Genomic DNA, 13257 nt, shown 5'->3' on the forward strand with positions numbered 1-13257 from the left:
GGTGGAAATCCGCGCTGCCTGCCTGGAGCGGGCCGCCGGGCTGATGGAGGAAAACCGCGACCGGCTGCTGGCGCTGCTTGCCGCCGAGGCCGGCAAGACGCTGGATGACGGGATCGCCGAAATCCGCGAGGCGGTGGATTTCTGCCGCTACTACGCCGACAAGGGCCGCGAGCTGTTCGCCATGCCGAGCCTGATGCCGGGACCGACCGGCGAGGACAACCGCCATTTTTGGCGCGGCCGCGGCGTGTTCGGCTGTATTTCGCCGTGGAACTTCCCGCTGGCGATTTTCCTCGGGCAGATTTCGGCGGCGCTGGTGGCCGGCAATACGGTCATCGCAAAGCCGGCGCCACAAACGCCGCTGATCGCCCATGAGGCGATCAAGCTGTTCCACCAGGCAGGGGTTCCGGCCGAGGTGCTGGCGCTGGTGCCGGGCGGCCCGGATGTCGGCTCGGCGATCACCGCGCATCGCAAGCTCGCCGGCATCGCCTTCACGGGCTCTACGAAGACGGCGCATGCGATCAATCGGGCGCTGGCCGCCAAGGACGGGCCGATCATGCCCTTTATCGCCGAGACTGGCGGCATCAACGCGATGATCGTCGATGCGACGGCGCTTTCGGAACAGGTGGCGGACGACGTGGTTGTTTCTGCCTTCCGCTCCGCCGGCCAGCGCTGCTCGGCGCTGCGCATCCTCTTCCTGCAGGAGGATATCGCCGACGGCATGCTGAAGATGATCGAGGGCGCGGCAGCCGAGCTTAATCTCGCCGACCCGGCTCGGCAGAACACCGATGTCGGGCCGATCATCGACGAGAACCAGACAAAGATGCTGACCGACCATGTCGCGGACATGCGGGCCAGAAAACAGAAGATCCGTTATACCGGAGGCGCGCCGGCGACCGGCAATTTCTTCGCCCCCCACATCATCGAACTCGATAGCGCTGCAGTGCTGACCAAGGAAGTGTTCGGCCCGGTCCTGCATGTGGTGCGCTGGAAGGCGAAGGAGTTCGACAAGGTGCTTTCGGCGATCGACGCCACCGGTTACGGCCTGACGCTCGGCATTCACAGCCGCATCGAGGCGACAATCCGCAAGGTGACGGAGGCGCTCGACACCGGCAATGTCTATGTCAACCGCAACATGATCGGCGCCGTGGTCGGCACCCAGCCCTTCGGCGGCTCCGGCCTTTCCGGCACCGGCTTCAAGGCGGGCGGGCCGGCCTACCTGATGCGGTTTGCCGAAGAGCAGGTAATCTCCGTCAACACCGCTGCCGCCGGCGGCAACGCCAGCCTGATCGCCATCGGGGAGGGGTGAGACGCGACGGCTTGCCGACAAAACGCTCCAGTGGAGCGTTTTGAGCGTCGAACGCGCCGAGCTCAAGCGAGGCGCCGGGGGCGTTTTGGAGCCAGATGCGGCAGACCATCTCTTGCCCCCCCGCGGACGGCGCGACTACCAAGAACCAAAAGGCTCGGAGCGATCCGGGCCTTTTTTGCATTCGGTCCTGTTGTATTTTTGCCATCGGACCAGTCTCGCATAAATATGATCATTCGAGTCATGTTTTAATAATTGACAATAACACTCATGTTTTCTAATGGCATGAATAAGGCACTTCCCGCCTCCCGCCACATTCTTGCCAGAATTGAAGAGGGCCGCCGCCTTTCCGGTGCGTTGACGCGCGCCGGCGGTTTCGTGTGCCCTGTTGAAAGGACAGTCATGCTCACCCGACGTCTGCGATCAACCCTTGCCACCTGCACCGCGCTCGCGGTGCTTTCCCTCGCCTGCGGCGCGGCTGCCCAGCAGGCTACCCAGCCCCAGACGGACACGACGCTGAAGCCGATCGTGCTGAAGGGGAAACGGGTGAAGGCGGGGGATGTGGCGGCGGACACGCCGCTTGCGAGCCAGACCACCGCGGAAGATATCCGCAAGCGGGATATCGTAAACCTGCAGGACCTGGGGAGAACCACCGAAGCGGGCGTTGACTATGTCGATACCAAGCCCGGAAAGCCCGGCGGTCTCTTCCTTCGCGGTCTTGGCGGCGCTCGCGTCGTGACCCTCGTCGATGGCATCCCGATCCAGTATTTCGAGAACTTCGCCCGTGAAGGCCAGGCGACGACCAGCCTGAGCAGCACGAATTCCACCTTCGACTTCTCCTCCCTCGCGACAGTGAACGTGGTACGCGGCGCCGATTCGAGCCGCATCGGCCCTGGCGCCCTCGGCGGCGCTCTGGTTCTGCGCACGCTGGAGCCGGAAGACCTGATTGGTCCGGACAAAGATTGGGGTGGCGTCGTAAAGGCAGATACCTCCAGCGAAGACCGCAGCGTCGGTGGTTCGCTCGCCGTCGCCAAGAAGATAGAGAACACCTCCATCCTTTTCCAGGGCGCCTACAAGCGCGGACTTGAGCGTGACAATCGTGGCGTCCGCGATATCGACGGATCCGCCCGGACGGTTCCCAATCCCTCCGAGACGGATCAGAGCAACCTGATGTTCAAGATTCGCCATGAGATCGAGGGCGGGCATCGCATCGGGATCACAGCGGAACGGTTCCTGTCGAAAAGCGACACCGACCTGAGGACGCTGTGGGGCGGCACGGCGCCCGCCTCCTTCTTGACGGGCCAATACAGCGGGAGCGAAGACAGAGAACGGGACCGTGTGTCCCTCGATTACGAATACGAGGCGCCGGAAGCCGGTTCGCCGGTCAGTCGCGCCAATTTTTCGCTCTATTGGCAGCGCCTCGCACAGGAAGCCGGTTCCGGCAGCCTGCGAAACAATGGTACTTATATCCGCAACGATAATATGCAGAACAATGCCTACGGTATCACTGGCGGACTGGAATCCGACTTCTCAAGAGATGGCGTCGACCACACCATTCGCCTCGGTGGCAGTGCTTCGCTGCAGTACTTCAGCGAATATCTTTATGCCAACACGGCCGGTGCGACCTCGGCCTCCGAATCCGACATCCCGGATGTCACGGGCAAGTCGCTAGGGATCTATCTTGAAGACCAGATGGCTTTCGGTAACAGCGGCTTTACGCTGACACCGGGGATCCGGTTCGATGCCTATAGTTATGATCCGGATGCGTCTCTGGCGGGCAATACAGGCTATGGCCCGCTCGGCTATCCCGCCAGTACCAGCGGCTCGCGCTTCTCACCGAAGCTGCTTGCGACATATGACCTGACGCCGGAGGTGCAGCTCTTCGCGCAATGGTCCATGGCTTATCGTGCTCCCACCATGAACGAACTCTATCTGATGTTCCCCAACATCTCCTCGGGTTACGCGGTGGTGGGCAATCCCACTCTCAAGGCGGAGACCAGCAACGGCTTCGAAATCGGTGCGACCTATACAGATGCTGACCTGACCGGAAAGCTGACGGTATTCCACAATAGATACAAAAACTTCATCGATCAGGTCACTGATACCACGACACTCTGGACCAACCCGAGTACCGGTGGCCCGGGATCCATCTTCACCTATCGGAACCGCGCCAATGTCGAAATTTCCGGTGTTGAGGCCAAGATCCGCAAGGAATTCGCCAACGGCTTCTTCACGCATGCTTCGCTTGCTTATGCCTTTGGCAGGGATACCGATACTAACGAGTACATCCGGACGGTTGCGCCGTTCAAAGCCATCCTCGGCGTTGGTTACAACCAGGAAACGTGGGGCACTGAGTTGACTGGAATCTTCTCCACCGGCATGCGTCCCGATGGCCAGGACAACACCTTCGAGGCGCCCGGCTATGGTATTGCCAATCTGACAGGATGGTGGGAGCCGGAGCAGGCTAAGGGGCTTCGCGTTCAGGCCGGAGTCTACAACATCTTCGATACCAGGTACTACAATGCGGTCGGCGTTCGCGGCATCAATCCCAACACCGTCAGCAGTACCAATCAGCCGGTCGCCTTCTATTCCGAACCTGGCCGGTCGTTCAAACTTTCGCTGACCCAGCGGTTCTGATCTAAACATCGGCGGGGGCGCCCGGGGAGGGCGGTGCGGGAAATCGCGCCGCCTTTTCTTTTGCTCGGGGAGAACTCAGGGCTGCCGCTCCTCCCGCTATTCCCACATTGCCTTTCCCCCGCTAATCATAACCAAACGGGCATATCTGGGTTTACGGAAAGAACGGGGAGCGGGGAACGCATGGCAGAGGTCAAGTCCGATATCGAAATCGCCCGTGCCGCGAAAAAGAAGCCGATCGTGGAGATCGGCGCGAAGCTCGGGATTCCCGTCGAGGCGCTCGCTCCCTATGGCCACGACAAGGCGAAGGTCGGGGCGGAGTTCATCGCGTCGCTTTCGGGAAAGAAGGATGGGAAGCTGATCCTCGTGACCGCCATCAACCCGACGCCGGCGGGCGAGGGGAAGACGACCACCACCGTGGGCCTTGGCGACGGGCTGAACCGGATCGGCAAACGAGCCGTCATCTGCGTGCGCGAGCCGTCGCTCGGGCCGTGCTTCGGGGTCAAGGGTGGAGCGGCCGGCGGTGGTTATGCGCAGGTCATTCCGATGGAAGACATCAACCTGCATTTCACCGGCGATTTCCACGCCATCACGTCTGCCCACAACCTGCTGTCGACGATGATCGACAACCATATCTACTGGGGCAATGCCGAGAACATGGATACAAGGCGGATCAGCTGGCGGCGGGTGATGGACATGAACGACCGGGCGTTGCGCCAGACGGTCGTCTCGCTCGGCGGCGTCGCCAACGGTTTTCCGCGCGAGAGCGGCTTCGATATCACCGTCGCCTCGGAAGTGATGGCGATCCTGTGCCTCGCGGCCGACCTCAAGGACCTCGAAAGGCGGCTCGGCGACATCGTTATCGGCTACCGGTTCGACCGCTCGCCGGTCTTTGCCCGCGATCTCAAGGCCGACAAGGCGATGACGGTGCTGCTGAAGGACGCCATGCAGCCGAACCTGGTGCAGACGCTCGAAAACAATCCGGCCTTCGTGCATGGCGGGCCGTTCGCCAATATCGCCCATGGCTGCAATTCGGTGATCGCCACCCGCACGGCGCTGAAGCTCGGCGACTATGTGGTGACGGAAGCGGGTTTCGGGGCCGATCTCGGGGCCGAAAAGTTCTTCGACATCAAGTGCCGCAAGGCGGGGCTGAAGCCAGATGCGGCCGTCATCGTCGCCACGGTGCGGGCATTGAAGATGAACGGCGGGGTAAAAAAAGAGGATCTGGGCCGCGAGAATGTCGAGGCACTGAAGCGGGGTGCTGCCAATCTCGGCCGCCATATCGCCAATGTGCGGAAATTCGGCGTGCCGGTCGTCGTCGCCATCAACCATTTCACCTCGGATACGGAGGACGAGATCGCCGCCGTCAAGGATTACGTGGCGCGGCACGGTGCGGACGGCATCGTCTGCCGGCATTGGGCGGAAGGGTCTGCCGGCATCGAGGAGCTTGCCAACAAGGTGGTCGAGCTTGCCGAGGGCGGCCAGGCGAAATTCCAGCCGCTCTATCCCGATCACCTGCCGCTTCTCGAAAAGATCGAGATCATCGCCTCGAAGATCTATCACGCCGGCGAAGTCACCACCGACCGGGGCGTGCGCGACCAGCTGAAGGCCTGGGAGGAGCAGGGTTACGGCGACCTGCCGATCTGCATCGCCAAGACGCAATATTCCTTCTCCACCGACCCCGCCCTGCGCGGCGCGCCGGAGGGCCATGTGGTGCATGTGCGCGAGGTGCGGCTTTCGGCCGGTGCCGGTTTCGTGGTCGCGATCACCGGCGAGATCATGACTATGCCCGGCCTGCCGCGCGTGCCGTCTGCGGAACGCATCTTCCTGAACGAGGATGGGTTCGTGGAAGGGTTGTTCTGAGGGCTTGAGCGCCTGAGCCGCCTTGTGTTAAAGCTCTTCCGTCGAAAAAGGCAGGGCCGGATATGGTAAGCACGGCCCCTTCCGCAAGGAAGCTCTGATCCTTCGGTCCACCGTTGAGAACCCGCGACGAGAAACGGCACATTCCGTGCCGCTCTCGGCGGATTATCGTGGGCTTTTTCCGCGTCGCGTTCCGCCGGGGTAACCTTGCGAGAAAAACGATGCGTATGAACCATATCGATATCCACGTGTCCGACGTTGCCGCGACCACCGCGTTCCTCATCCGCCATTTCGGGTTGACACTGCAGGACATGCGGGGCGCCGGCGGCCTGGCGATCCTCAACGACGATTCCGGCCTCGAAATCGTCATCAGCCACCCGGTCGAAAAATTCGGCGGGGCCGAGCAGCAGGCGCTCGGGGTCGTTACCTACCATCTCGGTTTCATCCAGCCGGAGCGAGCCGAGGTCGACAGGCTCTATCGGGAATTGAAGGACAGCGATGCCGAACTGGTGGGAGAGCCGCGCGAGATGCGCGGCGGGTACCTGTTCTATTGCCTGGCGCCCGGCCGGGTGATGATCGAGGTTGGGTGGCGGGGTTAGAGCGGCGATTGGCCCTCAGACGCGCCCTGAGGGGTATAGGAGAAGCGGAGACGGTGCGGCGTATTTCCTTCTCCCCGCTTGCGGGGAGAAGGTGCCGGCAGGCGGATGAGGGGCTGCTATCCCTCGTCTGCCGGCATGAATTTCAAATCCGGGGCATCCTCGGGCTCATTCAACCTACCCTCCAGGATCGCGACGATGGTCTCCAATACCGACTCCATTTCTGTGAGCACCGCCACGTTCCAGAACCGGGCGACCGACCATCCTTCGGCATTCATGAATCGATCCCGCTGTCTGTCGTAATCGCTGTTGGCGTGCTGGCTTCCGTCGATCTCGATGACCAGCCTCCGATCCCGGCAGGCAAAATCCGCAAAGTAGCGACCGATTGGAAGTTGTCGGACGAACTTGAATCCGTTCAGCCGCCGGGCGCGCAACTCCTCCCAAAGCTTTGCCTCTGAAACATTGTCGGAACGGCGCAGCGAGCGGGCGCGGGTAGTCGTGTTTGTTTTTGGACCTCGCATCGCAAGTTGCCCCTCATCCGCCTGCCGGCACCTTCTCCCCGTTGAAACGGGCAGAAGGAAATATGTCGCGCCGTCGTCTCAATCTCAACGTCCGCGTAGCTGGTATGCGCGTTTTGCGTGTGTTGTGGAGGGCGGCAGACCACCTACCGGCAATACCGGTACCCGTCCTTCCGCTCCAGCACGTCGAGATGGAGATGGTTCTGGTGGGCAGCGTCGCTGCCTGGTGACAGGACGGTGGTGAAGTGGAGGCAGGCGCCGGCTGTCGCGGTGCGCTGGAAGGCGCCTTCCATGGTCGAGTCCTCGGCCCTAGGCTTCATCTCCAGCTTCTCGCCGTTATCGAGCTTGAACGCGGCGACGTCGAAGGCGTTGCCGCGGGCATGTTCGGAAATCTTGCCCGTCGAGGCGCTGTTGCGCAGGCGGCAGGCATAGGTGGAGCCGGGCACGAGGCCGGTGATCCTGCGGCCAGGCATGGCGATATTGAGCGCCGGCTGGACGGTGTCCTTCAGCCAGTGCGCCAGACTGACCGCCGTCTTGCAGCGCATCGTCGCACCGCCGACCTCGACCCCCGGCAGGACTGTGGCAACGTCGATAGGGCTCTCTATGCCGCAGCCATTGCCCTCGTCGATCGGATCGGTGGCTTCGAATTTCGCGCCGAGCGAGGTGAGCTCGGCAAGGCAAGCCTTCAGCTCTTCGGGGTCTTCCTTGACAAGCGGTGGCGGCGGAGGTGGCGGAGGGGCTTCTGCCTTCTGCTCGTCCGGTTGCTTGCCGTCCGGCTTGGTTTCGCTCTGCTTGGTCTCCGGCTTTGCCGCATCCGTTTCGGGCGTCGCCGCCTGGCCAGGTTTGTCAATCGGCTGCGCCTCGGCGGCCGTGGCGCCCGGCTTTGGCAGGGGCTTCGGAACTTCGGCCTCATGGGCCGGCTCGGAAGCCGTGCCGGGTTGCTCGACAACGGGCGGCTTTTCAGGATTTTCGGCCGGATTTCCGTTGGGCCGGTTCTGCGCCACGGGTGCCGGTGTCTCGGGAACGGCGGGCTTTTCGGCGGGGCGCTCCGCCTGCTGAGGCGCCTCGGTCGGTTTCTGCACCTCTTCGACGGGCTTCGGGATCGGCAGGGGAACGTTTACCAGCGCCGGCGGTTCGGGAATTGCAGTGCGTCCCTGTGATCGCGGGGACGCGCGGCGGCGCGGTGCGCGATCATGCGATCCGTCCTGCAGGAGATGGGTCAGGAAGTTCACCTCCACGACGCCGGGCGGGACGTTGGAGTGTTGGGATATCGGTCTTTCGGGCGGCAGCCCGGCTCCGATGATCAGGGGCAGGCCTGCGAGAATTGCGATCCACGGATGCTGCATGCCGTATCCTTCTCGGCTGCGTTTCTTCGATCCTTGCGGGACGCTAAACGCGTCTCTCCGGTTTTGGTCGCATCGCAGCGCCAGAATTCTGTTTCCGGCTCGTGGAAATTCGCTTGCGCGGCTCGAAAACCCAAGCTAACAATTCGGCCCATGATGAATTCGATGAACATCGCTAACTGGTGGCCGGCACGCTCAACGCGGCCTTGACCAGTCATGTCCATCGACAAGACCACAAGCCGCCCGGAACCCGAGGCGGCTTTTTTGTTATCCGCCGCAGGCACCCGGGCAAAGACATTGGAGAGGCAGGACAATGGTAACGATTATTCGGGATGACGGTTCGGAAGTCTACGAGACGAGGGGCGGGATTGCGGTCAGCCGCCAGCGGCGTGCAGCGCCCTATGCGGATGCGATCTCCTCCTATGTCGACAGGCTCGATGAACGGCGCGGCGCGGTATTTTCCTCCAACTACGAATATCCGGGCCGCTATACCCGCTGGGATACCGCGATCGCCGATCCGCCGCTCGGCATCTCCTCGAATGGCCGCAGGGTGTGGATCGAAGCCTTCAACGGTCGAGGCGAGGTGCTGCTCGGTTTTGTCGCGGACAAGCTGAAGTCGGTGGCCGAGCTGACGCTCGGGGAGCGCACGGATCGGCGCCTCGACCTCACCGTCAACGAGCCGACGCGCGTGTTCACCGAGGAAGAGCGCTCGAAGATGCCGACGGTGTTTTCCGTGCTGCGGGCAATCGTCGACCTGTTCCATTCGGAAGCGGATTCGGCGATCGGCCTGTTCGGCGCCTTTGGTTACGACATCGCCTTCCAGTTCGATGCGATCAAGCTTTCGATGCAGCGTCCGGAAGACCAGCGCGACATGGTCCTGTTCCTGCCGGATGAAATCCTCGTCGTCGACCATCATGCGGCCAAGGCCTGGATTGATCGCTACGACTTTTCCAAGGATGGCGTGACCACCGAGGGCAAGGACCAGGAGATCGCGCCCGACCCGTTCCAGCGCAACGATACGATACCGCCGAAGGGCGACCATCGGCCGGGCGAATATGCGGCCCTCGTCACCAAGGCGAAGGAAAGTTTCCGCCGCGGCGACCTGTTCGAAGTGGTGCCGGGGCAGAAGTTCATGGAGCGCTGCGACTCGAAGCCTTCGGAAATCTCCAACCGGCTGAAGGCGATCAATCCGTCGCCCTATTCCTTCTTCATCAATCTCGGCCATCAGGAATATCTGGTCGGCGCCTCGCCGGAAATGTTCGTTCGGGTGTCGGGCCGGCGTATCGAGACCTGCCCGATTTCGGGCACGATCAAGCGCGGCGAAGACCCGATCGCCGACAGCGAACAGATCCTGAAGCTCCTGAATTCCAAGAAGGACGAATCCGAACTCACCATGTGCTCGGATGTCGACCGAAACGACAAGAGCCGCGTCTGCGAGCCGGGGTCGGTAAAGGTGATCGGCCGCCGGCAGATCGAGATGTATTCGCGGCTCATCCATACCGTCGACCATATCGAAGGGCGCCTCAGGCCCGACATGGACGCGTTCGACGGCTTTCTCAGCCACGCCTGGGCCGTCACCGTCACCGGCGCCCCGAAACTGTGGGCTATGCGCTTCATCGAGAACCACGAAAAGAGCCCGCGCGCCTGGTATGGCGGGGCGATCGGTATGGTCGGCTTTAACGGTGATATGAATACCGGGCTTACGCTGCGCACCATCCGCATCAAGGACGGCATTGCCGAGGTGCGCGCCGGCGCGACGCTGCTCAACGACAGCGATCCGAACGAGGAAGAAGCCGAAACCGAACTGAAGGCCTCCGCCATGCTGACAGCGATCCGTGATGCAAAGGCCGGCAATGCGGCGAAGGCCGGCCGCGACGTGGCGCGGGTGGGGCAGGGCGTCAAGATCCTGCTCGTCGACCACGAGGACAGTTTTGTCCATACGCTCGCCAACTATTTCCGCCAGACGGGGGCTACGGTGTCGACCGTGCGTACGCCGGTGCCGGAAGAGGTGTTCGACCGCTTCGATCCGGACCTCGTCGTGCTCTCGCCCGGGCCTGGCAATCCGAAGGATTTCGACTGCAAGACGACGATCAAGATGGCGCGCTCGAAAGGCCTGCCGATCTTCGGCGTCTGCCTCGGCCTGCAGGCGCTGGCCGAAGCCTATGGCGGCGAACTCAGGCATCTGGCGGTGCCGATGCACGGCAAGCCGTCGCGCATTCGCGTCCTGGAGCCGGGCATCGTCTTCTCAGGGCTTGCCAAGGAGGTGACCGTCGGGCGCTACCACTCGATCTTTGCCGATCCGAAGACGCTGCATCCGGATTTCATGATCACCGCCGAAAGCGAAGACGGCACGATCATGGGCATCGAACACGTCAAGGAGCCGGTGGCGGCCGTGCAGTTCCACCCGGAATCGATCATGACGCTCGGCGGCGATGCCGGCATGCGGATGATCGAAAACGTCGTGGCACATCTGTCGCGGCGGGCAAAGACCAAGGCGGCGTAAGGTGTCGGCCGAAGCCATCGCGATCGACTCTATCCGCGAGGACCATATCGAAAGCTTCCACAAAGCGCTCGACACGGTCTCGCGCGAGCGGAAATATCTGACCTTCCTGGAGGCGCCGCCGCTCGAAAGCGTGCGGACATTCGTGCTCGACATGATCGAGAACGGCCATCCGCAGGTCGTCGCCGTTGCCGGCGGCGACGTAGTCGGCTGGTGCGACATCCGCCGGTATCCCCAGCCGACGCATGCCCATTGCGGCACGCTCGGCATGGGCATCATCCCCGGCTATCGCGAAAAGGGCCTCGGCACGCGGCTGATCCGCGCCGCGATCGGGCAGGCCCGAGACCGCGGCTTCCACCGCGTCGAGCTGCATGTGCACGCCGACAACCTGCGCGCCATCGCGCTCTATGAAAAGGTCGGCTTCGTGCGCGAGGGCGTGGCGCGCGACGCAGTGAGGATCGACGGGCGGTATATCGACAGCATTGGGATGGCGGTGGTGTTCGGGTAGGCGCCCGAGATAGTCTCATTAAGGGATACCTTTCTGTTGATTTTTGTTGGTATCTCTCTATGATACGTTCATCGGGAGGCCGGCAGTGATCCGTTCGTTCAAAGATAGGCTTACCCGTTCGATCGATGAGGACACGGTCAGGAAAGGCTTTCCTCCCGATCTTGTTCGTCGCGCCCAGCAACTGCTGACGGTGTTGAATGCGGCCACCTCTCTGGAAGACCTCCGTTCCCCTCCAGGCAATCGCTTGGAGAAACTTTCGGGCGACCGGGAAGGGCAACATTCCATCCGCATCAACAAGCAGTGGCGAATTTGCTTCGTCTGGACCGGAGCCGGGCCGGAGGAGGTTGAGATTGCCGACTATCACTAAGCCAACCAAGGCACACAGGAGACCGTTATGAGCGTCAGCAACCTTCCGCCGATCCATCCTGGCGAGATCCTGCGTGATCTCTATCTCGAGCCGCTGGAGATGACGCCCTATGCGCTTGCCAAGAAGCTCAACGTTCCACGCACCCGCATCGAGCGGATCGTGGCGCAGAAGACCGGGATCACGTCAGATACAGCGTTGCGGTTAGCCAAGTTCTTCAAGACCTCTCCGGAATTCTGGATGAATCTGCAGAACAGTTTCGATCTTAAGATCGAGGCCGAGAACCTCAAGGACGAACTCGAACATATTCCTGAATACGAAGCGGCTGCGTAATAGCCTTTCCCATACGCAGATCGTGTCGATCTGACTAACTCGGGATCATTCAGCGGCATCCGCCAGCAGCGAAGCCTCCGCCGCCGCCGGCAATCTCTCGCACCTCTCCGCAAACAGCTTCTCGCTCAAAAAATCGACCAGCACCCGGACCTTCGGCGACAGATGCCGGCTGGAGGGCCAGAGGAGGTGGAACTGGCCGGGGGCGTTGAGGTGTTCGTCGAGGATCGTCCGCAACCGGCCGTCGGCGACCGGTTCCCTTGCCAGAAAGTCCGGCATGCAGCCGATGCCGAGGCCGGCGATGACCGTGTGGCGCAGCGCCTCCATGTTGTTGCAGGTGAGCGCCGTGCGCAGGTGCGGCTCGGCGCCTTCGGGCGGCAGGGTGATCGGCAAATCCTGGATCTTGCGGCTGTTCGGATAGCGGAAACGGATCGCCAGATGGCCGTCGAGCTCGCGCGGGCATTCGGGAGTGCCGTGGCGTTCCAGGTAGGAAGGCGCGGCGCAGAGAAGCATCTGGAAAGGCCTGAGTGTCCGTGACATCAGCCGCGAGTCCGGCAGGTTGCCGCTGCGGATCGCCACGTCGACCTCTTCGTCGATCAGGTCGACGACCCGGTCGTTGAAATCGAGATCGAGTTCGATCTCGGGGTAGCGCTCGACGAATTCCGGCAGCACCGGCAGCAGAAGATGATAGGTGACGATCGGCACGCTGACCCTGAGTTTTCCGCGCGGCACGGCGATGGCGCTTGCAAGCGAGGCTTCGGCATCGTTCAGGTCGTCCAGCACGCGACGGCAGCGTTCGTGGAACAGCCGGCCTTCTTCGGTCAGGCGCAGGCTGCGCGTCGAGCGCTGGAAAAGCCGGACGCCGACATCCTTTTCGAGATTGGTGACCGCCTTGCCGACCGCCGAAGCCGAAAGCCCGAGCACACGGCCGGCCGCAACGAAACTGCCGAGATCAGCGGTGCGCACGAAGGCCGTCAATCCACCCAGGCGATCCATAACCATCTCCCATTCGAGCGTTTTCTTCCGTCATGTAAGGAACAGACGGAGGATTTTCTAATCATTGTGTCAAAACTATCTTGTGTTGGTCAATCGCTACCCTTCCGGCCGGATCGGTTTAGGTGACGGCTTCTCCCAGGCCGCCAGCCTTTCCTTTTGCTCCAACACAGCGGAATCTCGGATATGAGAGACAACACACATGCTGCAACGGCGGCCGGACGGCTGTTCGTTCTGTTCGCAGTCTGCTGCGCGGCGGCCGCCATGCCGCTCACCTTCACCGGCACGGCCGTCGGCCTGCCCGCCAT

The 13257-nt window shown here is 62.2% G+C and carries 12 protein-coding genes; 8 read left to right on the forward strand and 4 right to left on the reverse strand.

Translation table 11 applies throughout. The features are described 5' to 3' along the window. The 4 genes from MOV61_RS22660 to MOV61_RS22675 all read left to right on the forward strand — a co-directional run. On the forward strand, nucleotides 1-1306 hold a 1306-nt coding region (locus tag MOV61_RS22660; RefSeq protein WP_247138183.1), incomplete at its 5' end, for an L-glutamate gamma-semialdehyde dehydrogenase. A gap of 399 nt (nucleotides 1307-1705) precedes the next feature. Further along, nucleotides 1706-3940: a TonB-dependent hemoglobin/transferrin/lactoferrin family receptor gene (locus MOV61_RS22665; RefSeq protein WP_247138184.1), complete on the forward strand. Its 2235-nt coding sequence runs from the start codon at nucleotides 1706-1708 to the stop codon at nucleotides 3938-3940. Nucleotides 3941-4120: 180 nt separating this feature from the next. Beyond that, nucleotides 4121-5800: a formate--tetrahydrofolate ligase gene (locus tag MOV61_RS22670; RefSeq protein WP_247138185.1), complete on the forward strand. Its 1680-nt coding sequence runs from the start codon at nucleotides 4121-4123 to the stop codon at nucleotides 5798-5800. A gap of 218 nt (nucleotides 5801-6018) precedes the next feature. Next, the gene (locus MOV61_RS22675; protein WP_247138186.1) at nucleotides 6019-6396 is read left to right on the forward strand and encodes a VOC family protein; all 378 of its coding nucleotides are present in this window, start codon (nucleotides 6019-6021) and stop codon (nucleotides 6394-6396) included. Nucleotides 6397-6512: 116 nt separating this feature from the next. Here the strand turns inward: MOV61_RS22675 and MOV61_RS22680 are convergent, their stop codons facing one another. The 3 genes from MOV61_RS22680 to MOV61_RS22690 all read right to left on the reverse strand — a co-directional run bounded on the left by MOV61_RS22680 (nucleotide 6513) and on the right by MOV61_RS22690 (nucleotide 8568). Further along, nucleotides 6513-6914: an endonuclease domain-containing protein gene (locus MOV61_RS22680; protein ID WP_247138187.1), complete on the reverse strand. Its 402-nt coding sequence runs from the start codon at nucleotides 6912-6914 to the stop codon at nucleotides 6513-6515. Between the two features lie 143 nt (nucleotides 6915-7057). Beyond that, nucleotides 7058-8257, reverse strand: a complete 1200-nt coding sequence (locus tag MOV61_RS22685; protein ID WP_247138188.1) for an extensin family protein — start codon at nucleotides 8255-8257, stop codon at nucleotides 7058-7060. After that, on the reverse strand, nucleotides 8215-8568 hold the full coding sequence (locus MOV61_RS22690) for a hypothetical protein (RefSeq protein WP_247138189.1): 354 nt from the start codon (nucleotides 8566-8568) through the stop codon (nucleotides 8215-8217). The genes MOV61_RS22685 and MOV61_RS22690 overlap by 43 nt, the downstream gene beginning before the upstream one ends. Between MOV61_RS22690 and MOV61_RS22695 the strand changes: the two genes are divergently transcribed. The 4 genes from MOV61_RS22695 (at nucleotide 8568) to MOV61_RS22710 (ending at nucleotide 11959) form a co-directional block, all read left to right on the forward strand. After that, nucleotides 8568-10757, forward strand: a complete 2190-nt coding sequence (locus tag MOV61_RS22695) for an anthranilate synthase (RefSeq protein WP_247138190.1) — start codon at nucleotides 8568-8570, stop codon at nucleotides 10755-10757. The two genes, MOV61_RS22690 and MOV61_RS22695, sit on opposite strands and share 1 nt — an antisense overlap. 1 nt (nucleotide 10758) lies before the next feature. Then, entirely contained in the window at nucleotides 10759-11262 is a 504-nt protein-coding gene (locus tag MOV61_RS22700; protein ID WP_247138191.1) for a GNAT family N-acetyltransferase, read from the forward strand. 85 nt (nucleotides 11263-11347) lie between these two features. Then, entirely contained in the window at nucleotides 11348-11629 is a 282-nt protein-coding gene (locus MOV61_RS22705; RefSeq protein WP_309493837.1) for a type II toxin-antitoxin system RelE/ParE family toxin, read from the forward strand. 27 nt (nucleotides 11630-11656) lie between these two features. After that, nucleotides 11657-11959, forward strand: coding sequence for a HigA family addiction module antitoxin (locus MOV61_RS22710; RefSeq protein WP_105429022.1), 303 nt, complete (start codon nucleotides 11657-11659; stop codon nucleotides 11957-11959). A 45-nt stretch (nucleotides 11960-12004) separates the two neighbouring features. Here MOV61_RS22710 and MOV61_RS22715 read toward each other — a convergent pair whose 3' ends face one another. Further along, entirely contained in the window at nucleotides 12005-12952 is a 948-nt protein-coding gene (locus MOV61_RS22715; protein ID WP_247138192.1) for a LysR substrate-binding domain-containing protein, read from the reverse strand. Nucleotides 12953-13257: the final 305 nt, after the last annotated feature.

Source organism: Neorhizobium sp. BETTINA12A, assembly GCF_023006485.1.
Taxonomy (GTDB): Bacteria; Pseudomonadota; Alphaproteobacteria; order Rhizobiales; family Rhizobiaceae; genus Neorhizobium.